This window comes from Mycobacterium simiae, from assembly GCF_008370645.1.
Classification (GTDB): domain Bacteria; phylum Actinomycetota; class Actinomycetes; order Mycobacteriales; family Mycobacteriaceae; genus Mycobacterium; species Mycobacterium simiae_A.
The window spans coordinates 1-23,122 of record NZ_VTZN01000001.1 but is presented as its reverse complement, the minus strand read 5'-3'; the positions used below and the strand labels follow the sequence as shown (position 1 = coordinate 23,122).

Annotated in this window: 26 protein-coding genes and 1 pseudogene; 18 read left to right on the top strand and 9 right to left on the bottom strand. The window is 64.2% G+C overall.

Annotated features, from left to right (window positions below; all coding sequences use genetic code 11):
* Positions 1 to 101: 101 nt before the first annotated feature.
* Together F0Q45_RS00130 and F0Q45_RS00125 are read right to left on the bottom strand one after the other, a co-directional pair.
* Positions 102 to 1,904, bottom strand: coding sequence for an Hsp70 family protein (locus F0Q45_RS00130; RefSeq protein ID WP_149651960.1), 1,803 nt, complete (start codon positions 1,902 to 1,904; stop codon positions 102 to 104).
* Positions 1,905 to 2,021: 117 nt separating this feature from the next.
* The gene (locus F0Q45_RS00125) at positions 2,022 to 3,107 is read right to left on the bottom strand and encodes an NAD(P)H-dependent amine dehydrogenase family protein (protein WP_149651959.1); all 1,086 of its coding nucleotides are present in this window, start codon (positions 3,105 to 3,107) and stop codon (positions 2,022 to 2,024) included.
* A 132-nt stretch (positions 3,108 to 3,239) separates the two neighbouring features.
* On the opposite strand from F0Q45_RS00125, the gene F0Q45_RS00120 reads away from it, so the two are divergent.
* The 3 genes from F0Q45_RS00120 (at position 3,240) to F0Q45_RS00110 (ending at position 6,329) form a co-directional block, all read left to right on the top strand.
* Positions 3,240 to 3,611 (top strand): MmpS family transport accessory protein, encoded by a 372-nt coding sequence (locus F0Q45_RS00120; RefSeq protein ID WP_188112723.1) that lies wholly within the window; start codon positions 3,240 to 3,242, stop codon positions 3,609 to 3,611.
* Between the two features lie 122 nt (positions 3,612 to 3,733).
* Positions 3,734 to 4,963: a cytochrome P450 gene (locus tag F0Q45_RS00115; protein WP_149652053.1), complete on the top strand. Its 1,230-nt coding sequence runs from the start codon at positions 3,734 to 3,736 to the stop codon at positions 4,961 to 4,963.
* A 1-nt stretch (position 4,964) separates the two neighbouring features.
* Complete coding sequence (locus F0Q45_RS00110) at positions 4,965 to 6,329, top strand: flavin monoamine oxidase family protein (RefSeq protein WP_149651958.1); 1,365 nt, start codon at positions 4,965 to 4,967, stop codon at positions 6,327 to 6,329.
* Here the strand turns inward: F0Q45_RS00110 and F0Q45_RS00105 are convergent.
* The gene (locus F0Q45_RS00105) at positions 6,326 to 6,946 is read right to left on the bottom strand and encodes a class I SAM-dependent methyltransferase (protein WP_149651957.1); all 621 of its coding nucleotides are present in this window, start codon (positions 6,944 to 6,946) and stop codon (positions 6,326 to 6,328) included. The two genes, F0Q45_RS00110 and F0Q45_RS00105, sit on opposite strands and share 4 nt — an antisense overlap.
* Positions 6,947 to 7,111: 165 nt before the next feature.
* Here F0Q45_RS00105 and F0Q45_RS00100 point away from each other — a divergent pair, with 165 nt between their 5' ends.
* On the top strand, positions 7,112 to 7,630 hold the full coding sequence (locus F0Q45_RS00100; RefSeq protein WP_262490803.1) for a hypothetical protein: 519 nt from the start codon (positions 7,112 to 7,114) through the stop codon (positions 7,628 to 7,630).
* Between the two features lie 76 nt (positions 7,631 to 7,706).
* Here the strand turns inward: F0Q45_RS00100 and F0Q45_RS00095 are convergent, their stop codons facing one another.
* Positions 7,707 to 8,408: a haloacid dehalogenase type II gene (locus F0Q45_RS00095; RefSeq protein WP_149651956.1), complete on the bottom strand. Its 702-nt coding sequence runs from the start codon at positions 8,406 to 8,408 to the stop codon at positions 7,707 to 7,709.
* 94 nt (positions 8,409 to 8,502) lie between these two features.
* On the opposite strand from F0Q45_RS00095, the gene F0Q45_RS00090 reads away from it, so the two are divergent.
* Positions 8,503 to 8,898, top strand: a complete 396-nt coding sequence (locus F0Q45_RS00090; protein ID WP_373424886.1) for a YidH family protein — start codon at positions 8,503 to 8,505, stop codon at positions 8,896 to 8,898.
* Positions 8,895 to 9,230 (top strand): DUF202 domain-containing protein, encoded by a 336-nt coding sequence (locus tag F0Q45_RS00085; RefSeq protein WP_149651954.1) that lies wholly within the window; start codon positions 8,895 to 8,897, stop codon positions 9,228 to 9,230. Before F0Q45_RS00090 ends, F0Q45_RS00085 begins: the two co-directional genes overlap by 4 nt.
* A gap of 154 nt (positions 9,231 to 9,384) precedes the next feature.
* Here F0Q45_RS00085 and F0Q45_RS00080 read toward each other — a convergent pair.
* The 3 genes and pseudogenes from F0Q45_RS00080 to F0Q45_RS00070 all read right to left on the bottom strand — a co-directional run.
* A pseudogene (locus F0Q45_RS00080) lies at positions 9,385 to 9,712 on the bottom strand (N-acetylmuramoyl-L-alanine amidase); the annotation flags it as partial.
* A 109-nt stretch (positions 9,713 to 9,821) separates the two neighbouring features.
* Positions 9,822 to 11,339, bottom strand: a complete 1,518-nt coding sequence (locus F0Q45_RS00075; protein ID WP_149651953.1) for an MFS transporter — start codon at positions 11,337 to 11,339, stop codon at positions 9,822 to 9,824.
* A 447-nt stretch (positions 11,340 to 11,786) separates the two neighbouring features.
* Entirely contained in the window at positions 11,787 to 12,008 is a 222-nt protein-coding gene (locus F0Q45_RS00070; protein ID WP_149651952.1) for a hypothetical protein, read from the bottom strand.
* 42 nt (positions 12,009 to 12,050) lie between these two features.
* On the opposite strand from F0Q45_RS00070, the gene F0Q45_RS00065 reads away from it, so the two are divergent.
* Both F0Q45_RS00065 and F0Q45_RS00060 read left to right on the top strand, forming a co-directional pair.
* A complete protein-coding gene (locus F0Q45_RS00065) occupies positions 12,051 to 12,332 on the top strand; it encodes a hypothetical protein (protein WP_149651951.1) in 282 nt (93 codons plus the stop codon).
* Positions 12,333 to 12,642: 310 nt separating this feature from the next.
* Positions 12,643 to 14,511, top strand: a complete 1,869-nt coding sequence (locus F0Q45_RS00060) for a serine/threonine-protein kinase PknD (protein ID WP_149652051.1) — start codon at positions 12,643 to 12,645, stop codon at positions 14,509 to 14,511.
* Between the two features lie 73 nt (positions 14,512 to 14,584).
* Here F0Q45_RS00060 and F0Q45_RS00055 read toward each other — a convergent pair whose 3' ends face one another.
* Complete coding sequence (locus tag F0Q45_RS00055; protein ID WP_149651950.1) at positions 14,585 to 16,033, bottom strand: PE domain-containing protein; 1,449 nt, start codon at positions 16,031 to 16,033, stop codon at positions 14,585 to 14,587.
* Between the two features lie 238 nt (positions 16,034 to 16,271).
* Complete coding sequence (locus F0Q45_RS28905; protein ID WP_262490801.1) at positions 16,272 to 16,406, bottom strand: hypothetical protein; 135 nt, start codon at positions 16,404 to 16,406, stop codon at positions 16,272 to 16,274.
* 417 nt (positions 16,407 to 16,823) lie between these two features.
* On the opposite strand from F0Q45_RS28905, the gene F0Q45_RS00050 reads away from it, so the two are divergent.
* From F0Q45_RS00050 to F0Q45_RS00005, 10 genes are all read left to right on the top strand, one after another.
* Positions 16,824 to 17,363: a PE family protein gene (locus tag F0Q45_RS00050; RefSeq protein ID WP_149651949.1), complete on the top strand. Its 540-nt coding sequence runs from the start codon at positions 16,824 to 16,826 to the stop codon at positions 17,361 to 17,363.
* Positions 17,364 to 17,366: 3 nt separating this feature from the next.
* On the top strand, positions 17,367 to 18,803 hold the full coding sequence (gene eccB, locus F0Q45_RS00045) for a type VII secretion protein EccB (protein ID WP_149651948.1): 1,437 nt from the start codon (positions 17,367 to 17,369) through the stop codon (positions 18,801 to 18,803).
* Positions 18,804 to 18,869: 66 nt separating this feature from the next.
* The gene (locus F0Q45_RS00040) at positions 18,870 to 19,166 is read left to right on the top strand and encodes a PE family protein (RefSeq protein ID WP_149651947.1); all 297 of its coding nucleotides are present in this window, start codon (positions 18,870 to 18,872) and stop codon (positions 19,164 to 19,166) included.
* Between the two features lie 58 nt (positions 19,167 to 19,224).
* Entirely contained in the window at positions 19,225 to 20,316 is a 1,092-nt protein-coding gene (locus F0Q45_RS00035; protein WP_149652050.1) for a PPE family protein, read from the top strand.
* Positions 20,317 to 20,418: 102 nt separating this feature from the next.
* Entirely contained in the window at positions 20,419 to 20,721 is a 303-nt protein-coding gene (locus F0Q45_RS00030) for a WXG100 family type VII secretion target (RefSeq protein ID WP_149651946.1), read from the top strand.
* A 31-nt stretch (positions 20,722 to 20,752) separates the two neighbouring features.
* A complete protein-coding gene (gene esxA, locus F0Q45_RS00025; RefSeq protein ID WP_149651945.1) occupies positions 20,753 to 21,040 on the top strand; it encodes a type VII secretion system ESX-1 WXG100 family target ESAT-6 in 288 nt (95 codons plus the stop codon).
* Positions 21,041 to 21,139: 99 nt separating this feature from the next.
* Positions 21,140 to 21,442: a WXG100 family type VII secretion target gene (locus F0Q45_RS00020; protein WP_149651944.1), complete on the top strand. Its 303-nt coding sequence runs from the start codon at positions 21,140 to 21,142 to the stop codon at positions 21,440 to 21,442.
* A 32-nt stretch (positions 21,443 to 21,474) separates the two neighbouring features.
* Positions 21,475 to 21,762, top strand: a complete 288-nt coding sequence (locus tag F0Q45_RS00015) for a WXG100 family type VII secretion target (protein WP_149651943.1) — start codon at positions 21,475 to 21,477, stop codon at positions 21,760 to 21,762.
* A gap of 41 nt (positions 21,763 to 21,803) precedes the next feature.
* Positions 21,804 to 22,157: a hypothetical protein gene (locus F0Q45_RS00010; RefSeq protein WP_262490800.1), complete on the top strand. Its 354-nt coding sequence runs from the start codon at positions 21,804 to 21,806 to the stop codon at positions 22,155 to 22,157.
* The coding region (locus F0Q45_RS00005; protein WP_149651942.1) for a PPE domain-containing protein at positions 22,154 to 23,122 on the top strand (969 nt) is incomplete at its 3' end. The genes F0Q45_RS00010 and F0Q45_RS00005, both read left to right, overlap by 4 nt.

Here is a 23,122-nt window from a genome sequence, read left to right as displayed (position 1 = left end):
AGGTGGCTGACGAACGTCCCTGACAGCGGCGTTCGCCATGCTCGTCGTCACCACAGCACAAGCGGCCGCTGAGTTAGGCGCCGCGAGCCCGATCCGGATGCTCAGCCAAATTCGGGGACTTGGGGTACTCCGGGGATGTTGCCGATCCCGGGAATCGCCGGAATCTGCGGGATCGGCGGCAGCGGCGGTGTCGTCACCGGCGGCGGTGTCGTCACCGGCGGCGGTGTCGTCACCGGTGGCTGGGAGGTCGTTGCGGGGGCCGTGGTGGTTGCCGGCGGCGGGGTCGTGGGCGTCGGGGTTGTTTCCGTGGGAGGCGGGGTCTGCGTCGACGGGGGTGGCGCCTGCTGCGACGGTGCTGCGGGCGCCGGGGTCCCGGACGCCGGCGGGGGTGGCGCCGGCTCGGGAGTCACGCCATCGATTGCCGGGGTCTGGGCAGGCGAGGTCACCGGAGCCGTGGTCACTTCTGGCGAGCGGGTAGCGGGTGCGTCGTTGGAGCTCAAAGCGATGGCCAACGCGGCGCCGACCAACAGCACTGCCACAGCTGTGCTGATCATGATCACCGCCGGCAGGCGATACCACGGGATGACCGGAGCCTGCGGCTCCGGTTCCTCGGGCGCATCGTGGTGGAACGCCAGCTGCGGGCGGGCAGAGGTGTACCCCGAGCCGCCGTGCGGACTCTCGTACTCGCCGGCGGCGACGGGCATGATTTGGGAGTCGTCGTCAGCCTCGGACCAAGCCAGCGCGGGCTGCTGCGCCGAGACCGGTGCACCGGCCGGGCCCGCGGCCGCCAGTGGCGCCAGCACCGTCGCGGTGGCCGGCGCAGCCGAAGTCAACACCGTCGCACTGGAATCGGCCGGACCGCGAGCAGCCCGCAACGCCGCACCGATCGCGGCCGTCAGTTGCGGGCGCGGCGCCGTGATCACCGGCACGCCGAAGCGTCCCGACAGCGTCGTCGTGACCGCCGGGATATTGGCTCCACCCCCCACCGACACGACTCCAACCAGATCATCTCGGTGAATTCCGTTGCGCGCCAATGTGTCTTCCGCAACCAGGGCTACACCGTCCAGCGCATCGCGGATCGTCTCGTCGAGTTCGGTTCTGGTGAGCCGGATTTCGCCGTGCTTACCCGGCCGCTCGTCGGACAGCGTGGTCACCGTGCTGTGGGAGAGTCGCTCCTTGGCACTGCGACACTCGGTCCGCAGCCGGCTCAGTGAGCCGATCGCCGAAGTACCCGACGGTTCGAAGGAACCCGTGGCGGGCATTTCCGACATCACGTAAGTGAGCAGCGCTTGGTCGATCACATCGCCCGAAAACTCTCGATGCCGCACCGTCGCGGCGACCGGCTGATAATCCGCGGCGGCGTCGACCAGCGTGATGCTGGTCCCGCTGCCGCCGAAATCGCAGATCGCGACAATCCCGCGGGCCGGTATACCAGGATTGGCCCGCACCGCATACAGCGCAGCCGCGGCGTCGGAGATCAGCGTCGGCGGCTGCGCCTCGCGCGACCATTCCGGCACCCGCCCCAGCGCCGCACCTAACGCGGCTAGCGCACCGGATCCCCAATGCGCGGGATAGGTCAGCGCGACACTGTCGGGCAGGGCACGGCCGCCGGTGGCGGTGTAGGCCAGCGCTCGCAGACTGTCGACAAGCAGGTCCTCGCTGCGGCGCAGGGAGCCATCGCCGGCCACGAGGCCGACCGGGTCCCCGACCCGGTCCACGAACCCGGCCATCACCAGGCCGGGCTCGTCCAACCTGGGGTTCTCCGACGGCACTCCGACCTGCGGCGGGCGCTGTCGATACAGCCTCAGGACGGGCTTGCGGGTAACGGCATGATCGGCGGTTACCGCCGCCAGGTTGGTGGCACCGATCGACAGACCCAGTGCGGGCCGTGGTCCTGCTGCCATGTGTCCAATCCCCGTGTCCGACGAGAATGCCGCCGTGCGCGCCAACCCGAAGTGTTGCCGTCTACATCTATAGCCGTTCCTTCCCCACGCTATGCGTCAGCTAGGTAACGCCCTTGCTCAGCGGATGGTGCCCGCGCCGGGTATCAGCGGCAGGTCTAGCGCCGTAACCCAGCCCGCAGGTAAATCGTTGACGGCCGGCACGGCGTTAAGCGCCCGCATCCCGGTCGCCAGGCACCCGGCAGTGGCCGGATCCCGGCCCGAGCCGTCGGTGAACCGGAAGGCGGTTTCCTGAGCAATGCTGGGCGTTCCCTCAATGTCCACCCGGTAGACGTCATCGTCATGGCCGCAGGGCCACCCGGGCGCGGCGTCGTGCCCGATGCGGTTGACATGCTCGAGCTGGATGCGCGTTTGGCCCTGATAGATCCCATTGATGGTGAACCGGACGGCGGCGACATGGCCAGCCGCGATGACGCCCTTGGCCGATTTGCGCTCGGTGGGCGTCACCCATTTTTCCCAGGTCGTGGTGATCTCGTCGAGCATGATGCCGGCGGCGTGGGCGATCATCGGCACAGTGGCCCCCCACGCGAAGATCAGCACGTCGCGGTTTTCCAGCAGCGGACTGAATTCGGGTTCTCGGCCGATACCCATCTCCTTCTCGTAGTCCCCCTCATAGTTGGTGTAGTCCAGCAGCTCGGAGGCCCGTACCCGCCGTACTTCCGAACACAGGCCCATCAGAGTCATGGGAAACAGGTCGTTGGCGAATCCCGGGTCAATGCCGGTGGTAAAGCAGGACGACTCTCCCAGCTCGCAGGCTTGCGTGATGGGTTGGATCCACTGCGGCGGGTTCAGCGACATCGTTGGCCAAATCCACGGTGTCATTGCGGTGGAACACACGTCGATACCGGCTCGCAGGAACCGGGTGATCAGCGAGATATTGGCGTTGGCGTGCATCGCCGTTGGGCCGTAGTGCACCATTGCGTCGGGTTCGAGGCCAATCAGGGCGTCAACGTCGTCGGTGGCGACGATGCCCACCGGCCCGGGCAGGCTACAAATGTCGCCGACGTCGCGACCCACCTTGTCCGGACTGCTGACGCCGACACCCACCAACTCGAACAGGGGATGGTTGATGATCTCGGGAATCACCATCTTGCCGATGAAGCCGGTGCCCCAGACCACTACCCGCTTACCGCCACTGCGCGCCATGAACCGTCACCTCCCGGGTTCACCCTAAGCGCACCCTCAGCTCTAGCATCGGAGCGTCGCGCGCTCGGGCTAGAGCCAAAGGCGCAGCAAACCACTTACATAGCGGCCCATCCGGTGACACGATGGACAACCATGACCAGTCGTTCGGTAGCCAAGCTACGTCACCTGAAGCATGTCAGCGGACCCGCAGTGGCATGTGCTCTCGGCATCAGCTTCACAGCCACCTGCGGTGCGGCAAATGCCGATCCTTTTCCGCAAGTCCGCTACGAGATAAGTGGCAGCGGCGTCGCCGAATACATCTCGTACCAAACCAACACCGGTCAGCAGCGCGCGGTCAACGTGGGCCTGCCATGGTCAACCCAATTCACCGGCTTCGGCGGACAAGTATTCGTGCTCAGCGCACAGGGGCCGGGCAGCATAACTTGCCGGATTCTGGTCAACGGCGAGGTAGTGACCCAGCAAACGGCGACAGGAGCACCGGGACACACCGTCTGTACGCATTGACGGCCGGCAGTGGCCCGTAGTGGCTTAGCTCGCCACAAAGGAGGAGCACGGTGGACCTCACTGCAGACCCCAACACAGGCCTGCTGCCTCGGGTGAACGGGGCGCCGCCACCACCCGTCCCGATGTCCGAGATCGATCTGGGCTCGCTGGAATTCTGGGGCCGCGACGACGACTTTCGCGACGGCACCTTTGCCACCCTGCGGCGCGAGGCGCCCATCTCGTTTTGGCCCGCTATCGAACTGCCCGGGTTCACCGCCGGTGCCGGGCACTGGGCGCTCACCAGGCACGACGACGTCTATTTCGCCAGCCGTCATCCGGAGGTCTTCCACTCCCACCCCAACATCGTGATCAACGACCAGACCCCCGAGCTGGCCGAGTACTTCGGTTCGATGATCGTGCTCGACGATCCAAGACACCAGCGGCTGCGCTCTATTGTCGGCCGGGCGTTCACCCCGAAGGTCGTATCCCGCATCGAGGCGTCGGTGCGCGACCGTGCCCACCGGCTGGTGGCGGCGATGATCGCCAACCACCCGGACGGGCAGGCCGATCTGGTCAGTGAGCTCGCCGGGCCGCTGCCGTTGCAGATCATTTGCGACATGATGGGGATTCCCGAAGAGGACCACCATCGGATATTTCATTGGACCAACGTGATTCTCGGGTTCGGCGATCCGGACCTGTCGACCGATTTCGAAGAGTTCATGACGGTGTCGATGGACATCGGCGCCTACGCCGCCGCGCTGGCCGAAGATCGCCGGGTCAACCGCCACGGCGACCTGACGACGAGCCTGGTCGATGCGGAGGTCGACGGCGAGCGGTTGTCGTCGTCGGAGATCGCGTCGTTTTTCATTCTGCTGGTGGTGGCCGGCAACGAGACCACTCGCAACGCGATCAGCCACGGCGTGCTGGCCCTGTCGCGTTACCCCGACCAACGGGCGAAGTGGTGGTCGGACTATGACGGCCTGGCCCATTCCGCAGTCGAGGAGATCGTGCGATGGGCCTCACCGGTGGTCTACATGCGCCGCACCCTGAGCGAGGACGTCGAGCTGCGCGGGGTCACGATGGCTGCTGGCGACAAGGTCACGCTGTGGTACTGCTCGGCGAACCGGGACGAGTCGAAGTTCGCCGATCCCTGGGCTTTCGACGTGGCCCGCGACCCCAACCCGCACCTCGGCTTCGGTGGTGGGGGGGCGCATTTCTGCTTGGGGGCCAACTTGGCTCGCCGCGAGATCCGAGTGTTGTTCGACGAGTTGCGCCGCCAAATGCCCGACTTCACCGTCACCCAAGAGCCGGCCCGGTTGTGGTCGCCGTTCATCCACGGCATCAAGAGCCTGCCGGTGGCGTGGCGGCACTGACATGAACGACGTCGATGTGTGCGTGGTAGGTGCCGGATTCGCCGGGTTGACGGCCGCGCTGCGGCTCAAACAGGCGGGCCAGGCGGTCACGTTGCTCGAGGCCCGCGACCGCGTTGGCGGCCGAACTTTCACCGTCGAGCGCGACGACGGGTCGTGGATCGACCGCGGCGGGGCCTGGGTCGGGCCGGGTCAGGATCGAATCTATGCGCTGATGAAGGAATTTGGCGTGTCGACCTTCAAGCAGTACACCGGCGGCGACGCCATGATGGTGCTCGACGGCAAGCAGTACCGCTACCAGGGCACGGTGCCGTGGAGCATGAGCCCGTGGGCGTCGCTGAATCTGGGTGCGGCCATGCTCGAACTCAGCAAGATGTGCAAGACGGTACCGCTGGAGGCGCCCTGGGAAGCCAAGCGGGCGGCGAGGTGGGACCGTATGACGTTGGCCCAATGGCTGCGCAAGAACGTGATGTCCAAGGCGGCTCACGACCTGCTGGAAACCGCTATCGCCGGCACCTACACTTCGGATGCCTCCGAGGTGTCCATGCTGTTTGTTCTGTATCAAATGGCGTCCGGCGGTGGGCCGGGCTTCGTGCTGGGCGGCGCGGGCGCCGCGCAGGACTCGCGGCCCGTGGGCGGCATGGGTGCCATCTACCGGCCGATGGCCGCCGAGCTGAGTGAGGCAATCCAGTTGTCGGCGCCGGTGCGGTCCATCACCCAGGACACCCACGGAGTCACCGTGCAATCTGACCGCATGACTGTGCGGGCACGTCGGGTGATCGTCGCGGTTCCACTGGCTATCGCCAGCCACATCGTCTATGAGCCAATGCTTCCCACCGACCGGTCGTTCTTGCACCAGCGGATGCCTAGCGGCGCGATCGTCAAGGTCTCGATCGTCTACGACGAGCCGTTCTGGCGTGCCAACGGTCTGTCCGGCCAAAGCGCTGCGCCGGGATCGCTGGCGACGGTGACCATCGACGGCTGCCCTGACACCGGCACGCCGGGCGTGCTGGTGGTGATTATCGAGGGTCCGATCGCGCGGCGGTACGAGCGCCTAGACGAGGCCGGGCGCCGCCAGGCGGTGCTCGACGCCCTGGTGGAACGATTCGGCGCCAAGGCCGGGAAACCCGTCGACTACGTCGAGCAGAACTGGAGCCGCGAACGGCATTCCGGGGGCGGAATGATTAGCCACGCGCCACCCGGTGTGCTCACTCAGTACGGGCATGCGCTGCGCAGACCATGCGGCCGCATTCATTGGGCGGGCACCGAGACATCGGCCACAATGTGCGGCTGGATCGACGGCGCGATTCGCTCCGGCGAACGTGCCGCCAGCGAAGTCATGATGATCGAGACGCTGACGGTGGCCTAGCGCTGCTTCGCCAGTGTGTAGCTGAACAGCACGCGCGGGTACACACGCAGCCATTCAGGTGGCTGCGGGACTCGTGCGACACACGACGCGTTGCGGCTCAACCACTCCAGCGCGCAGCGGTAGGCGCCGATGTCAGCTGGCCGGAATGGATAGCGGTGGTATCGCGCAAAGGCGTGCACATGAAAATAGAGCAGGGATTTTCCGAGGCGACGTTCCGGCAGGTCCTCAAACACGATGATGCTGCGGCACGCTACCCGGAAACACTCTTTGATCAACGCGACCGGGTCATGGCTGTGGTGCAACACCTCGCTGAGCATAACGTGCTCAAAAGTTCTGTCTGGGAAAGGAATTGAGGTGCCATCGAACAGGCGGAAGGCCACATCGGCTCGACGGGCGTCCTTGACGTCCAGGCAATGTGGTGCCACGCCGTACATCGCGCGCAGGTAGGCCGACAGGAAGCCGGTCCCGCATCCGACGTCGAGGACGCTGTCACCTTCGTCGAAATAGCCGGCGAGCGCTTCGGCTTGTCCGCGCAACCTGTCCGCCGGCCGCAAGACCTCCAGCATGTCCGACACACGGGTACAGACCTTCTGGGAAAGCGGCTGTGCGGAAGTCATTTTCGTGCACCTTAGCAGAAGGTTCTCCGGGGTAAAGGCGGAAACCCTTGTCTGAGCACAAGAAGCCGTAGAATTGGCTGCTGGCTGCGCCTTGCGGGCGGCGGATTCTAATGCCTTTCGCCAAGCCCGATACCGGGCGTAGCCAATGGTTTCGAGGAGGCTGCCATGCGGGTCCTAGGCTGTGACGGCTGGTGGGGCCTGCCGGCAATAGCGCTGCTGGCGGGCTGCGCCCCCGCTGCGGTCCAGACCGGTCCTACGTCGGCGCACACCTTGTCGACCCACACTGCGCCGGCGCTCACCTCGATCAGCTCACCGACTGCGCCGACATCGCGGGCTCGGAAGTGGATTGACCTGCAAGTCGGCGATTGCTTAGCCGACCTTCCGCCGGCCGATCTGAGCCGCATTGACGTCACCGTGGCCGATTGCGCCGCAACACACTTGGCCGAGGTGTATCTACGTGCACCAGTGTCCGTCGATTCCGCCGTTGCTGCCGTGGCAAACCGAGAATGTGCTGCCGGTTTCGCTCCCTACACCGGGCAAGCTATTGCTGGCAGCCGCTACTCGATAACCTGGCTGATCGACTCGCACCAAGACCGGACCGGCGCCGACCCCACACCGAGCACCGTCATCTGTTTGCTGCAAGCCGCCACCGGCCAACCGCTGACCGGGTCTGCCCGTCACTGAACGCATGGACCGGCCGGCCTCCAGCTGGAGCAACGTTTGCAATGGCCGCCCGTGTTGGCAGTGTAATGCCCCACAGTCAGCAACCGAGTTGTTCGGCAAGGTCGAGAAAGTCGGCGGCATTGACGTCGAACTCGTCCTCGTAGGTCACATCCGCGCCGCCTCCGGGTCCGAATTCCAAGGGTCGAGCGACAAAAGCGGTCCTGAAACCCAAACTGTCCGCGGCACGAATGTCGTACTTGTGGCAGGCGACCATCATGATCTCGGCAGGGTCCAGCCCGAGGTAGGTCGCGGCCATGCGATAGACCGCCGGGTCGGGTTTGAACGCGCCCACCATCTGCGCGGCAAAGATGGCATCCCAGGGCAACCCCGCGCGCTTGGACATGTTGATTACCGTGGCGACGTCGGCATTCGACAGGGTCGCCAGTGTGAACACGTTCTTCAACCGCTTGAGCCCCGGCACCGTATCCGGCCATGGCCGCAAGCGTTGCCACGCCAGCGTGATCTCGTCACGTTCGTCGGCCGAGATGTCGGTGATTCCACATTCGTCCAGCACCCCGTCGAGTGCCTGACGGTACACCCAGGACACCGAGACCCACGTGCCGCCATCGTTGGTCACCGCCTTCAACCTCTCAAAGTAGGCAGCCCGCCAACGGGTAACGACCGCGGCCCAGTCAACGGCTAGCTGCCGGCCGGCGCTAACACGCCGAGCCTCATCGCAGACCGTCGAATGAAAATCAGTGGCCGTCCCTTGAACGTCGAACAACAACGCCTTCACCATCGACTCATCGTGCGCCTGCCGGCGTGCCAGTGTCGGCTCCGGGCGTTCAACGACGCAGCGTGCCGGGTGTTGGCTACACTCTGTCGACGCCGGAATGTCCGTCGTCGATGTTCCGACGAGGTGGTTCGTGGCCGACGACGAGGATGTCACCGAAAGCGAGCCCGATTACCGGTTCACCCTGGCCAATGAGCGGACCTTCCTGGCCTGGCAGCGAACCGCGCTCGGGCTGCTGGCCGCGGCCGTTGCCCTAGTCCAGCTGGTACCAGAGCTGACGGTGCCGGGCGCGCGCCGGCTGCTCGGCGTGGGGCTCGCGGTGCTGGCCATCCTCACTAGCGGAATGGGACTACTGCGTTGGCAGCAAGCCGATCGCGCCATGCGGCGCAACGACCCATTGCCTCGTCACCCGACTCCGGCCTACCTCGCGGTGGGGCTCAGTGTGGTCGGGCTCATCGCGCTCGGACTGGTGATCGCCAAGGCGGTCATGGGTTGACCGGTTCGACGGCGAAAGGCGATCCTCGAGCCCGCGGACTCCAAGCCGAACGGACAGCCCTGGCTTGGACGCGGACGTCGTTTGCTTTCCTGGTCAACGGTGCGCTGTTGGCGATCAAAAACGTGCACACCTTCGAAGGGCCGGTGGGCTTGATCCCCGTCTTCTTGGCTGTCGCAGTCGCTTTGGGCACCTACATGATCGCCTTGCGGCGCCAGCGGATTCTGCAACAGCAGCTAATTCCGAAGCAGATCACGCCACGACGCGCCGTGTACGCCGTCGGGCTCGCCGCACTGCTGCTTATCGTGGTGACCTCAGTCGACCAACTGCGCTAGGCACTCGAGCCGGGAACAGCTCCCGAGTGCCCAGCTGGGCGACAACCGTGACATCGAAAGTTCAAGGTATCCGCACGGGGGGCCTTCGACGTTGATCCTGGCAATTCCACCCCGTGGGGCGATTCGAGCAGCAACTTCGGGCTAAAGAGCTCAGCTACGCGATTATTGCCTCAGTGACGGCCGCGGCGTATGTCGTTCGACCGTAAGCGCTCTCCATCACGGCGGCTTCGTCTGTCGGCGTTCTTCATGTTGCCGAGTTCGACCAGAACAGCGGGATATTGGGCCAGGTTCAAGCCGGCGAGATCATCGCGGCCCAACAAGCCGTCGGTACCGATGTAGGTGGCCGGCTGCAGGCCCGCCGCCACCAGCGAATCGCGCATCGCATGAGCCAAGTGGATAGCGGGGCCGACCTGGGCGTTGTTTAGAGTCAGGCTGGAGTGGTTCGCGTAAAATCCCCGACCGGCCGAGGGTCCGGCTTTCGCCAGCGTTTCGCACGCCGATCGCCCATGGCGCTGAGCTGGCGAGCAGACACAGAATCGCGTTGCGGCGGCCCGCCGCATGCCGATTCTGTGTCTGCTCGCCAGCATGAGCTCACCGCCCGCGAGGAAATCGCCGCCAGCCGACAACGATTGCGGCCGTGAGCAAGGCTGCAGCGCCGGCCACCGCGAGCTGGACCCCGCGGATGAAGTCTTTGTCGGCGACGCTGATGACCAGCTGCTCCTGGGCTGACGCGAGGTGTTGTCGTGGGCCGATGTGTGCGGGGTGGGCGCGGGGATTCGCCCCCTCGACGACGGCCGAGACGACCTTTGCCCGTTCGGCGGGATCAGCAATGACAGCATCCAGCCGGGCGGGCAGGGTGGCGCTCAGCCAGGCCGCGAGGATAGAGCCCAGCAGGGCGACGCCAAAAATGCAGCCCAACGACCGCTGCAGATTGATCAAGCCGGCGGCCATACCCGCGCGGTGATCGTCAACCTCGGTCATTCCGATATGCAACAGCGGCGTCGCGCAGCCGCCTGACCCGGCGCCGAATATCGTTAGCCCGATAATTACCACAGGTGTGACGCGGCCGATGGCCACCGCGAACAGCGCCAACCCGATCATCATCGCTGCCAGACAAATAAGCACCGGCATCCGAGGGCCCCAGTTTTCTACCATCCGTCCCGCCAGCAGACTGGCGATTCCAAATCCCACGGGAACGCCCAGCATCACCAGCCCCGCGTGCAGCGGAGAAAAGCCGCGCACGTTCTGGAAATGCTGGGTGATCACCATCAACGTGCCGAAATAACAAGCCATCACCACGAAATAGACCAGCAGCGCCGACCGGTACACCGGCACGGTAAACAAGTGAAGATCGATCAGCGGGAACGCAGCGCGACGCTCGTGTCGGACAAATATCCACAGGAGCACCACGACGAGCAGCAGCAACGCGACGATCATTGCAGGCTCGGAATGCAACCGCGGAGCCTCGATGATCACATAGGCGATCACGGCGACCGCGGGGGCAAACGTCAGCTGCCCCAGCCAGTCCAGCTGAGTCGGATCAGGATCTTTGGACTCGGTGACACCCCACCGCGCCAGCAGCCAGACCACGGCTCCAATAGGCACGTTCACCGCGAACACGCTGCGCCAGCCGAGGCCCTGGACCAGGATGCCGCCCAGCGCCGGGGCAGTGCCGGCGCCGACCATGCCAATAGCCATCCAGCCGGCTATTGCGCGTGCCTTCATCCCCGGGTCGGGGAACGCGTGACTGAGCAACGCCAACGACAGCACCGAGATAAACGCCGACCCCACGCCCTGGATGACGCGTGCGGCCGTAAGTATTCCGAGGCCAACCGGTAGCGCGCATACCAGCGAGGCTGCGACGAATACTGCGACCCCGACAAAGAATCCGAGCCGACGTCCATACCGATCGCCGAATAAGGCACAGCTCATCAGCACGGCAGCCATGCCTAGGCTGTAGCCGGCGACCGCCCACTGAAGACCTTGTTCACCCGTCCTGTACACCGCTTGGATGCTGGGCAGCGCCACGTTGACAATGTTGACGTCCATGAACACCATGAAGATTCCCAGCCCGGTCGCCACTACGGTCATCCGCTGGGGCGGTGTCATAGGCGGATGTGAAGCCCGTACGCCGGTCATCTGAATTCACTTTCCCGGATGAATAGCAAACCGGGACTGCGTAGTCTCGCGATATCTGTTGGCGCCTTGGACTTCTGGGGCTGTATGTCCAAACAACCTCCTTACGCCGAGGCCACTCTCTGGTTGTCGAGGTGAATGATGTGGTTGTCGGGCCTATTCCAGCAGTCTAGAGTCACGTCGCCGCAACCAATTCTGCGCCGTTCGTAGCAAGAATGGCAGCTTCGCCCGGCCCGATATTGGGAACAAAAAAGGCGGCGTTCACTGCGGCACGATGACGTGTCACGTTGGCCAGTGCTCCCACCCTGGGCCGGCGGGGCTGCGTTGTCAGCGACGGGTTCGCCAGTCCGGGTTGACGCATCCCGCGCCTCCCGGAACAGATAGTCCCGCCTGACTGATTCGGGGCTCAGTTGCGCGAGTTCAACTGCTCGAGCAACGAGCGCCGAACGGCCAGGCCAGCTGACGCAAATAGCCGGCAGGCCGGATGTCGTCGACGCCGTAGTGCGCGGGCCAGCGGTTGCCGGGTAGGTAGATGGTGCCGAATAACGCGTCCAGGGCGGGAAATTCTCCGGCGTAGTTGGAGTTGTAGGCCTGCGGTTCCCGGGGCGTGATGGCAATGGTGAACTGCGCGGTGGCGATCACCCATCGCAGCAGACCGAAATTGATGACCTGGCGGTCGCCCCGATGATCTTTCTTGGTCGACAGTTCTGGACCGAGCAGCTACCGGTGCTGCCGGTCTTGCAGGCATTGTTCGTGGGCCGCGGGAAGCTGAGACGCGAGGACTTTGACCAACTGGTGCGCATCGTCGATAGTCCCGACGAGGCGGTCGAGGCGTTACTGGAGCAGCGGCCTGCACCCGCGAAGATGATGGACCGCATACCAGCCGTGGGGTACGGACCCCTGATGCAAGCCACCCGGCCGATGTTCGCATCGGACCCGAGAAGTTCTGTCCAACAGGTTCAATAGGGCAACGTGACTCAGTCAGCGCCAGCGACTCTCGCCGCGCAGCACCACCAAGGTCACCGATGAGCGCGCTGAAGTGCGCGACTACGCATGCCATCGCTACCGAGGTGTTGCGGCCCGAGTTGCGGCCAGGTGGACCAGGTTTGACACGACGGCGACGTTCGCAGCGGCGGTGTGTTGGCTACTTTTGCTGACCGCCGGTCCGGTTCCCTGGCATCAGGCGGCCGGCACCGTAGCATTGAAACACCTGCAACTGTTTCGGTGCCACGTTATGGTCTGGCCAGTTGCTGGCAGTTCGCGGTGGGAGGGCTGGTTGGAGGGCACGTCGTTCGGAAAGTACCGGCTGGTCGAGTTGCTGGGTCGTGGCGGCATGGGCGAAGTGTGGCGGGCGCACGACACCGCCACCGACCGAGCCGTCGCGCTCAAGATCCTGTCCGCCGAGATTTCCCACGATCAGATATTCCAGCAGCGGTTCCGACGCGAAGCCCATGCGGCCGCGCGCTTGAGCAGCCCACATCTGATCCCGATCCACACCTACGGGGACATCAACGGACGGCTGTTCGTGGATATGCGGTTGATCGAGGGTAGCAACCTACAGTCGGTGCTCAGCCGCGGGCCGCTGGTGCCGGATCGGGCAGTGCGCATCATCGAGCAGGTTGCCAAGGCGCTACACGCCGCGCACCGGGGCGGGCTGCTGCACCGGGATGTGAAGCCGTCCAATATTTTGCTCGACGCCGACGACTTCGCCTATCTGATCGATTTCGGAATCGCCCGCGCGGCAGGCGAAGTGGGCTTGACAGCGGTCGGCGATGTGATCGGCACCTACCATTACATGGCCCCGGAGCGGTTCAGCACCGCACAGATCGACGGCCGCTGCGACATCTACTCGTTGGCCTGTGTGCTCTATGAGTGCTTGACCGCACAACACCCGTTCCCCGGTGACAGCTTGGAGCAACAGATCACCAACCATCGCACAACTCCGCCGCCGCGGCCGTCGCGCACCAATCCTGGGTTACCGGTGGGCCTAGACATAGTCATCGCCAAAGGCATGGCGAAGAGTCCCGGCGATCGCTACAGCACGGCAGTGGAGTTGGCGCTAGCCGCCCGTGACGCGCTCAGCACGCCTCCGCTGCGGCCGTTGACTGCGACACAGGTCCCTGCCTACGCCCCTCTAGACAGCCGTCGTCAACAGCAGATTCCGGCGCCGGGGAGCGCCCACGTCTTACCCACCGTCCCCCGAACGCTGCAAAAAGCGTTGGCTGTCAACGAACGAAAGCCTTCTGGTGGACCACGAGCCGAGATGACGCGATCACCATCGCAGCCGTGGTGGCACCGCAAGGCCGTCGGTATCGCCGCTGCCCTGCTCGCCCTGGCTGCAATTGCTGGTGGCATGGTCGCGATGAGCGCATCGCGACCACAACGCGAAGAATTCCACCAAGTGACGCTGCCGTTCACCGGCCTGCGTGACCCGCAGGGTCTCTCGGTCGATAGTGGCGGCACGGTTTATGTCGCCGACACCCTGCACAATAAGGTGTTGGCATTACACGCGGGTTCGACCACCCCGGCCGTACTGCCGTTCCAGAACCTCAGCTATCCGACCGGTGTGACCGCGGACAACAGCGGCACGGTCTACGTCAACGACGCCGGCAATAAGCGGGTGGTGGTCCTTCGGGCGGGCTCGCAAACGCAAATCACGCTGCCCTTTACCGATCTCAGCAATCCGACCGGTTTGTCGGTGGACAGCAGCCGCACCGTCTATGTCACCGACACGGCCAAGAATCGGGTGGTGGCACTGTTCGCCGGCTCCAACACCCAGATCGAATTACCCTTCACGGATCTCAACGATCCGACTGGGTTAGTGGTGAACAACAGCGGAACGGTCTACGTGGCCGACGGCGGCAACAATCGGGTTCTCGCGCTACCAGCGGATTCGAAAGTGCAAGCAGCGCTGCCTTTCACCGGCCTCAGGCAGCCGGGCGGTGTCACGGTGGACAACGAAGGCGCGGTATACGTCACCGACAGCGGCAACAGTCGGGCACTCAAACTTCTGGCAGGATCGTCAAGGCAAATCGAGTTGCCGTTCACCGGCCTCGACTATCCGTGGGGTTTGGCGGTCGACAACAGGGGCACCGTCTACGTTGGCGGGCGCAATAACCAGATAGTGGCACTTCGGCAGCGGTAGACGGCTAAGAACGGCGGCAAGAGCAGGGACCACTTGCGCCGGAGCTGGCGACCACTTCTTCCGCGATGGTCGATTACACCGGCAGGATGATGCCGGCGGTCGGCCCAAGGAAGATGGCTTGACCGCCGGGGGCGACGTATCCGGCACCGGTGGGCCCATAAATGCCGTACATCGGGTTGGTCGGACCGAATCCGGCCCAGATGTCGTTGATCCAGCCGCTGGACAGCGTGTAGACGGCCGAGGTGGCGCCCGGCGGGGAGAAGCCGGTCACCAGCTGGAGGATGAGGTCGGTGATGGGGTTTAGGCCCAGCATGGAGTCGACGTGCGAGCCGTTGACGATCTCGGCCCCGACGAACTGATTCGGGTAGAGGCTGACCAATTGATTTGTGGTGGCGCCGAAGGCGTTCCACGGCTGCGGCGGCGCGGCAACCGTATAAACGGGGACATTCGCCGCCTGCAGGTTGCCTATCGCGGCGCCGAAGACCCCAGCGTTGTTGGCGACGCCGTCGAACATCACCACACCCTTGAGGTGATTGGTGGCAGCTCCGAGGCTCGCGAGGTAATTGCCGCCGGCGATCGTGGCCAGGCCACCGCCCGCGGAGTGTCCGGACAGGATGAAATCCTGTGGCAGCGTGCCGAAGTATCCGGCCTGGTTCGCGCTGATGTTCAGCGCCGTCTGGGGCCCCAGGAACAGCGACGCCACGCCCTGCTGCATCTGCGGGCTGCCTATCCACAGGCCGAACGGCAACGGAATCGACGGCACGGTCGGAGTGACCACGATGCTGTTGGTCTGCTGGGCCAATTGGACGGCCAGCGGTTGGTACAACAAACCGAACGCCCCGAAGCCGTGCTGCAGGTAGATGACACCGGTGGCGTTCACCGAACCGTCAGCCTGTGTCGGGAAGTACCACTGTGCAGGGGCGGGGAAGTTGAACTGGGGAATCGTAAAGCCCAGGAAGGAGGACGGACCGATCGGAATTTGCAGGAAGGAGAAGCCCGACCTCACCCCGGTCACCCCGTTAGTGGGCGGGGCAGCGAGGGCCTCGGTGGCAGCGAGATTCACCGCGGCGCCGAGGCTTGCCTCGTTGGTGGCAGTGTTGAGCAACGAGCTGGGCGTATTGAGGCCGGTGGACCCAGTGGCGCCGTTGCCGAACAGCGGGCGCCCCAGCAACCGTTCGATGGGTGACAAAACCCCTAGGCTCTCGACCTTTTGCAGCAGCGTGCGCAGCGGCGACACATTTGCCGCCTCAGCGGCCGCATACGCGGCCCCAGCGGCGCTCAACGCACGCACAAACTCGGCGTGAAATGCCGTTGTCTGCGCGCTCAGCGCCTGAAACCCTTGGGCGTAGTTGCCGAAGAGGTTCGCGATAGCCGCCGACACCTCATCGCCTGCGGCCGCGACAATCGCCGTCGTCGCGGGCGCCGCCGCAGCGGCGGCACCCCTAATCGCCTCGCCAATCCCGGTCAACTCCCCCGACGCTGCGGCAAGCGCCTCGGGTGCTGCGATCACGTACGACGACATCGGCGGCTCTCATCTTCGGTAGCGCGACAAACCTAGGACAGCTACAGAATAGTAGCCGGTCTAGCGACTGGGGTGGCCGTTTCCGGTGCCCGAAGCCGCTGGCCGGGGTTGGGCGAGTTTCGCCGCGCTGCCGGCATCTCAGAACCGTCTGGTTTCGGATGTTTCGACACGCGACCACTCTGCACACTCTGCAGGACAACGGATCTCGAAAGGTCGACGAGACGTCGCGCTTGAAACGTCAAGTGGCCGACGAAGGGCAGCTGCTCATCAATGTCGTGCGGTGCAGGGCCTGGTCGGCGGCCGCGGCGGCGAGGATTGCCTCGAAGTCAACACCTGCTCCGGCGTCGAGGTCTTTGAGTTCCTCGGTGATCAATCGTTATTCCAAACATGATGAATTTCATTATTCCTAGCACGATGAATTCCACTCGTTCGGTCCGAGTTAATTCAGCAATCACAGAATTTTACGGCACCCCACAAATTCTCCAGATAAAGAATTAAGAATCGCTTAAGAAGTTTGCTCTAACATGTGCAATCGGTAGGCAATAACGTAGAGTACAGCCGCATACCTGCCGCAAAATTCACCGTCGAGGACGCCGGACTGTGCCGTGACAGGCGTACCCACGATAGCTCGATCGCGCGGAATTGTACGGCTAACTGGATATTTGCGAGAGGAAACCCCATCTGGGGATCGAGGCTTAGCTGCCGCGTATTTAATCCTCAGCACGGCGAAGATATGTCCACCGCGGTGCCGGACGCCTGAATAGTTATTTGAGGTTAAAGGAACGAACTGATGTCAAATGTTCTGGTTGCGCCGGAGATGCTGGTGGCGGCCGCGAATGCGGTCGGGATCGGTGTGGCGATCAGCACTGCCGATGCCGAGGCCGCCAACACATCACCGACACGGCAACCGTTCGATCTGGTCAACGCGTCCACCCAAACACTCTTGGATCGCCCGCTGATCGCAACCGGGAACAACGGAGCGCCCGGCACCGGTGAAAACGGCGGACTCACTCCCCGCACGCGACCCTCAGCATCACGAAAGTCATCGCGATCGCTCACTGAGGACTCGACGTTGCGTACCGACGACGCGGACTATCTGCTAACGGCCGCAAACTTATTGGACCAGCGAACGAACCCGGCACTCGACGTCACCGGCGACGGTCGCCGTGCGCGCCAGCTCGTGCAGGCCGGCGGGCAGTACCGCAACACTCTCGCGGCCCAGGTCCTGGATATCACCGCCTTCGACGAAGGCCGGCTTCCCGAAATCGACGACGCCGACATGGCCGCGGCGATCGCCGACGCGCACGCACACCGCAACATCATCGAGTGACAGATGGCTGCATTTCGGCTTACCACCAAGGTTCAGGTTAGCGGCTGGCGCTTTCTACTGCGCCGGCTCGAGCACGCCATCGTGCGCCGCGACACCAGGATGCTCGACGACCCACTGCAGTTCTACAGCCGGTCGGTCGCTCTTGGCATCGTCATCGCAGTCGTGATTCTGGTGGGCGCCCTGCTCCTGGCCTACGTCACCCCCCCGGACAAACTCGGTGGCACCAACCTGGTCACCGACCGCTCCACCAACCAGCTCTACGTAATCCTCTCCGGACAGTTGCATCCCATCTACAACCTGACTTCGGCGCGGCTGGTGCTGGACCGCCCGGCCGACCCCGTCACAGTGAAGTCCTCCGAACTGAGCAAGCTGCCCAAGGGCCACACCATCGGAATCCCGGGCGCTCCGTACGCCACGCCCGTTTCGAGGGGCAGCACCTCGATCTGGACCCTGTGCGACACCGTAACCCGAGCCGGCACCGCCTCCCCGGAAGTGCAAACAGCGGTAATAACGATGCCGTCGCAAATCGATCCCTCGATCGGTCCGTTCCAGTCAAACCAGGCAGTGTTGGTGTCCTACCAAGGCCAAACATGGGTCGTCACCCCGCAGGGACGGCACGCCATCGATCTAACCGACGCTGCTTGGACCGCAGCTATGGGAATACCCGTGACCGCGAACCCGGCCCCGATCTCTGAGGGCCTGTTCAACGCGCTACCTGACCTCGGGCGCTGGCAGCTGCCGCCGATACCCGCTGCGGGCGCACCCAATTCGCTGGGACTGCCAGCAGGTCTGGTGATCGGGTCGGTGTTCAAGAGCTCGATCTCAGTGGCGCCGCAACACTTTGTGGTGCTGCCCGACGGGATTGCGCCGGTGAACGCCGACACCGCAGCGGCGCTGCGCGACAGGCAATCCTATGGATTGGTAGAGCCACCGTGGGTGTTGCCGAATCTGGCCATCGCCACCCCCCAGAGGGTGTATGCCTCACCGCTACCCGACCAACCCCTCAAGATTGTGTCCCGGCGGGAAGATCCCACGCTGTGCTGGTCATGGGAGCGTGGCGCCGGGGAACAGTCACCGAAGACGACCCTGCTGACCGGCCGGCAGCTGCCGATACCGCTGTCAGCGATGAACGTAGGTGTCGACCAGATCCATGGAACGGCAACTGTTTTCATCGACGGCGGAAAGTTCGTTGCGCTGCAAACGCCAGATCCCCGCTACGCCGAATCGGTGTACTACGTCGCTTCTCAAGGTGTGCGCTACGGGGTGCCGGACGCGGCTGGGGCGAAGGCACTGGGCCTGAGTTCGCCCCAAAACGCACCCTGGGAGATCATTCGGCTCCTGGTTGACGGTCCGGTGCTGTCCAAAGATGCCGCACTGCTCGAGCACGACACGCTGCATGGTGACCCACTCCCCCGAAATGATCCAGCCGGAGCCCCCTGATGACGACCAACAAGCTCACCCCGACCACGGGCCGAGCCCGACCAGTAAGTAGAGAAAGGTACCCAGATGCAGCACATGTCATTTGACCTGGCCGCGGCCGGCGTTATCGCCGAAATCATGGCTAACGCTTCCCGGGGGCTGGCGGCCACCACGACGGCGTCGGCGTCGGTGACTGCGCTGAACCCGGCTGGCGCCGACGAAATCTCGGCGCATTTTGCGCTGGCGTTCGCGGCGGAGGGCGCACAAATGTTGGCTCTGAACACATCCGCGCAAGAAGAGCTCGCTCGGGCGGGCGAGGCGTTCACCAAGATTGCCAGCATCTATTCAGCCGTCGACGACAGCTGCGCCGGCACTTTCGCGTAGCAGGCCGGCCGACGAAATAGCCCGTGCACCACCTCGCAACCGAAGGGACCTGATGGCGATGCTGTGGCACGCAATGCCACCGGAGCTGAACACCGCGCGGCTGATGGCCGGAGCGGGTGCGGCGCCGGCGATGCAGGCGGCTTCGGGCTGGGAAGCGCTTGCGATCGCGTTAGAGACTCAGGCCGACGAGTTGGCTGCAAGCTTGGTCTTGCTCGGGGAATCGTGGACAGGAGCAGGCAGCGAACGTGCGGTAGCCGCCACCACGCCAATGGTGATCTGGCTGCGCAATGTCGCATCGGTGGCGCAGACGCGCGCGATGCAGGCGACTGCGCAAGCCGCGGCGTACACCCAGGCGCTGGCCATGATGCCGTCGCTGCTGGAGATCTTCGCCAACCACATCACGCATGCGGTCCTTGCGGCCACCAACTTCCTCGGCATCAACACGATGCCGATTGGCGCCAACGAAGCCGATTATTTCATCCGCATGTGGGATCAGGCCGTCAGTGCGATGGACGTTTACCAGGTGGAAACCGCCGCCAACACGTTTTTCGAGACGGTTGAGCCGCTACAGGCGATCCTGGATCCCGGGATAAGCCAGACCTTGACAACCGCAGCGGGCCAGCTCACGGCGATGGTGTCACAAGCCCCCGCGTTCGCCGCCGGCGCGTTGCCGATCCAGCAGCTCCCGGCGATGAGCGGCACGATGATGCAGTTGCTCCTACCGCTGCAGCAGGTGACGTCGCTGTTCAGCCAGGCGGGCGGCATGGGCGGGGCCGGTCGCACCACCCCGGCCGACGACGAATCCGCACAGATGGGCCTGCTCGACACTAACCCGCTGTCCAACCATCCGCTGGCCGGCGGATCGGGCCCTAGCGTGGGCGCGGGATTGCTGCGCGCCGAGGAGCTGCCCGGTGCGGGCGGGACATTGTCCCGCACCCCGCTGATATCCCAACTCCTCGACAAGCCCGTTGGCGCCTCGATGCCGCCGGCGGCCGGCGCCGAGTCGTCGGCAATGGGTGGTGCCGCTCCGGTGGGCGCGATGGGGCAGGGGGCACGGTCCGGCGGTTCCACCAGGCCGGGACTGGTCGCCCCAGTACCGCCCGTACCGCAGCGAGCGGAAGAGGACGGGGACGACCAGGACTACTGGTAACTGGCGGTACCGACAGCAGACTTCCCGGCCGCCCGGGCCGGAAGACTTGCCAACATTTGGCAAGCAAATGCAAAGAGAGACAACGAGAGAAAGTGGTTCAGCATGGCAGCGATGAAGACCGATGCCGCTACCCTCGCGCAGGAGGCAGGTAATTTCGAGCGGATCTCCGGCGACCTGAAGACCCAAATCGACCAGGTGGAGTCGACGGCGGCTTCGCTGCAGGGCCAGTGGCGGGGCGCGGCGGGTGCGGCCGCCCAGGGCGCGGTGGTGCGCTTCCACGAGGCAGCCACCAAGCAGAAGCAGGAACTCGACGAAATCTCGACGAATATTCGTCAGGCCGGCGTCCAATACTCGAAGGCCGACGAGGAGCAGCAGCAAGCGCTGTCCTCGCAAATGGGCTTCTGATCTCCTCATACCAATTAGAAACGGAGAAAAAATGACAGAGCAGCAGTGGAATTTCGCGGGCATCGAGGCCGCGGCTAGCGCAGTTCAGGGAAATGTCACCTCCATTCATTCCCTTCTCGACGAGGGCAAGCAATCCTTGACCAAGCTCGCGGCGGCATGGGGCGGTAGCGGTTCGGATGCCTACCAGGGTGTCCAGTACAAATGGGACGCCACCGCGACCGAGCTGAACAACGCGCTGCAGAACCTTGCGCGGAAAATCAGCGAGGCGGGTCAGGCGATGGCCTCGACCGAGGGCACCGTCACCGGGATGTTCGCATAGCAAGACTGCTCAGCGCCCACAGCAACAGACCGTCCGGCGGTCCGCGCCGGACGTCTGCCCGCACTCGGCCAAAAGCGTGAAAGGAGAACGTGGTCCACCATGGCAGAGATGAAGGCCGATGCCGCAACCCTCGCGACGGAGGCCAAGACCTTCGACCGGATCTCCGATGAGCTCAAGGCCTCTATTGGGCACGTCGAGTCGACAGCAAGCGCTTTGCAAACCGCATGGCGCGGCGAGGCCGGCCAGGCCGCCCAGGCTGCGATTCAGCGTTTCCATGAAGCGGCCACAAATCAAATTCGGGAGCTCAACCAAATCTCGACCAATATCTGGAGCGCCGGGATGAACTACAGCCGCACGGATAACCACCAATCCAGCTTGTTGTCGTCGCAGATGCAGTTCTAACCCATTAGCGCCAGAAGAACGGAAACAACGGCATGTCAGAGATGCACTATAACTTCCCCGCCATCGAAGCCGGGGCATCCGAAATCCACTCGGAGGTTCTCACCACCCGGCGACTGCTCCGTGACGGGAAGCACTCACTCGCCACGCTGGCGGCAGCGTGGGGCGGTAGCGCCTCAGAGTCCTACCAGGCCGTTCAGCAGCGTTGGGACGCCACCTCTGGCGAACTCAACGCTGCGCTGCAGAGCCTTTCGCAGGCGATCAGCGAGTCGGGTCAGGCGATGCAGCGCACCGAAAAGGCGCTCGCAGGGATGTTCGCGTAGGTACCGACACGCAATGAAGAACGTGCACAGGGGATCCGGCGATGTCTGACGTGACCGTCGATTCCCCGCTCCTGGAGGCTGCTGGGGAAAAACTGCGCAGCCTTGAGTTGCCGCAGGCTCCGAAGCCAACCCTGGCCTTCGGAACGGATTTGGCTTCGGTGGCAAACGATGAGGTCCTGCCACATATCTACCTGGCGGCAAGTGACGCGCTGTCCGCCGCTCAAGCCTCTGTGCAGCAGATAGGCGCCAACATCGTCACCGCCGCCAACACATACGCGGACACCGATAAGACGCTGGGCGGCCAGCTCAGCCAGCACCAATTCCAACCAGCGGAGCCGGCGGGTTCGACGCCGGCTGAGGACCGACCTCCAAGTGAAAGAGACCATGCGCCATGACGCAAACACAGAACATGCAGGTGGTGAGCGACGAGCTCTTAGCCCGTGCCGCCGAGCTGGAGGCTGTCATCAAAGAACCATCGGAACTCCCCTGGCCGCCGTGCCTCCTTCCGATGATCATCAACGCGGCCGCGGAAATTGCGTTTTCGGCCAACGCGATGCGGACCTACCTCGACGCGGGTAATCGGGCGCGCAAACAACTGGCGCAAGCTCTTAGGCAAGCGGCCCAACTCTACGAGGCGACTGACGAGCAGGCTGCGCAGAGTCTGAACGGCGCGGGCGACTCCGGGTCGGCAGCGACGCCCCACCATCTGCTGGGTGATTACGCTCCCGGCACTGGTCCCAGCGCCGGCGTTGGCCCGCATCTTGGCCCTGGTCCTGTTGTTGGCCCGGGAAAAATACCCCCGCCGCCCCCGTACTACCCGGTCAGGCAGGCAGCCGCGGACATCGCTTCTGCCGACCAGGGCGCAGCCTGCAACGCGTTTGCCCAGGCGTGGAGTGCATACCAGCAACCGCTGCTGGACTCCGCCGAGGCGTTCCGGCCTTTTGTGAATTGGGAGGGCACCGCAGCCACCGCCGTTGCGGCGAACTTCGAACAGTTCCGGCAGTGGGTGTATCAGATGGCGAACCTGTGCCAGCAGCTGGCTGCCCAGGCTCAAGGCGTCACGTCGGCGCACAGCTGGGCCGTCTCGCAGCACCCCACGGTCGCCCAAATAGCGAAGCTCGACAACTCGTGGAACGAGACGGAGGAGTACAAGACCAAAGTTGTGCCCACCCTCCCGACGGGTCCGTTCGTCAACCAACGCTCCGAAGCGGAAAGGGAGGTGCACATGATGGAACAGTCGATTTTGAAGACGTATACGCAGTACCAGAGTCAGTCGGAGTCGGTGCTGGCCGAATACGCCAAGAAGGCAAATTTGCCGCTGCCGGCCTTGGATCCGCCAGCGCCTCCCCAAGTGTATAGC

What these genes read in the sequence shown, in the direction of transcription:
- F0Q45_RS00130 (WP_149651960.1), bottom strand. Translation starts at nt 1,904, where the DNA reads ATGGCAGCAGGACCACGGCCCGCACTGGGTCTGTCGATCGGTGCCACC.
- F0Q45_RS00125 (WP_149651959.1), bottom strand. Translation starts at nt 3,107, where the DNA reads ATGGCGCGCAGTGGCGGTAAGCGGGTAGTGGTCTGGGGCACCGGCTTC.
- F0Q45_RS00120 (WP_188112723.1), top strand. Translation starts at nt 3,240, where the DNA reads ATGACCAGTCGTTCGGTAGCCAAGCTACGTCACCTGAAGCATGTCAGC.
- F0Q45_RS00115 (WP_149652053.1), top strand. Translation starts at nt 3,734, where the DNA reads ATGTCCGAGATCGATCTGGGCTCGCTGGAATTCTGGGGCCGCGACGAC.
- F0Q45_RS00110 (WP_149651958.1), top strand. Translation starts at nt 4,965, where the DNA reads ATGAACGACGTCGATGTGTGCGTGGTAGGTGCCGGATTCGCCGGGTTG.
- F0Q45_RS00105 (WP_149651957.1), bottom strand. Translation starts at nt 6,946, where the DNA reads ATGACTTCCGCACAGCCGCTTTCCCAGAAGGTCTGTACCCGTGTGTCG.
- F0Q45_RS00100 (WP_262490803.1), top strand. Translation starts at nt 7,112, where the DNA reads ATGCGGGTCCTAGGCTGTGACGGCTGGTGGGGCCTGCCGGCAATAGCG.
- F0Q45_RS00095 (WP_149651956.1), bottom strand. Translation starts at nt 8,408, where the DNA reads ATGGTGAAGGCGTTGTTGTTCGACGTTCAAGGGACGGCCACTGATTTT.
- F0Q45_RS00090 (WP_373424886.1), top strand. Translation starts at nt 8,503, where the DNA reads ATGTCCGTCGTCGATGTTCCGACGAGGTGGTTCGTGGCCGACGACGAG.
- F0Q45_RS00075 (WP_149651953.1), bottom strand. Translation starts at nt 11,339, where the DNA reads ATGACACCGCCCCAGCGGATGACCGTAGTGGCGACCGGGCTGGGAATC.
- F0Q45_RS00065 (WP_149651951.1), top strand. Translation starts at nt 12,051, where the DNA reads ATGATCTTTCTTGGTCGACAGTTCTGGACCGAGCAGCTACCGGTGCTG.
- F0Q45_RS00055 (WP_149651950.1), bottom strand. Translation starts at nt 16,033, where the DNA reads ATGTCGTCGTACGTGATCGCAGCACCCGAGGCGCTTGCCGCAGCGTCG.
- F0Q45_RS00050 (WP_149651949.1), top strand. Translation starts at nt 16,824, where the DNA reads ATGTCAAATGTTCTGGTTGCGCCGGAGATGCTGGTGGCGGCCGCGAAT.
- eccB (WP_149651948.1), top strand. Translation starts at nt 17,367, where the DNA reads ATGGCTGCATTTCGGCTTACCACCAAGGTTCAGGTTAGCGGCTGGCGC.
- F0Q45_RS00040 (WP_149651947.1), top strand. Translation starts at nt 18,870, where the DNA reads ATGCAGCACATGTCATTTGACCTGGCCGCGGCCGGCGTTATCGCCGAA.
- F0Q45_RS00035 (WP_149652050.1), top strand. Translation starts at nt 19,225, where the DNA reads ATGCTGTGGCACGCAATGCCACCGGAGCTGAACACCGCGCGGCTGATG.
- F0Q45_RS00030 (WP_149651946.1), top strand. Translation starts at nt 20,419, where the DNA reads ATGGCAGCGATGAAGACCGATGCCGCTACCCTCGCGCAGGAGGCAGGT.
- esxA (WP_149651945.1), top strand. Translation starts at nt 20,753, where the DNA reads ATGACAGAGCAGCAGTGGAATTTCGCGGGCATCGAGGCCGCGGCTAGC.
- F0Q45_RS00020 (WP_149651944.1), top strand. Translation starts at nt 21,140, where the DNA reads ATGGCAGAGATGAAGGCCGATGCCGCAACCCTCGCGACGGAGGCCAAG.
- F0Q45_RS00015 (WP_149651943.1), top strand. Translation starts at nt 21,475, where the DNA reads ATGTCAGAGATGCACTATAACTTCCCCGCCATCGAAGCCGGGGCATCC.
- F0Q45_RS00010 (WP_262490800.1), top strand. Translation starts at nt 21,804, where the DNA reads ATGTCTGACGTGACCGTCGATTCCCCGCTCCTGGAGGCTGCTGGGGAA.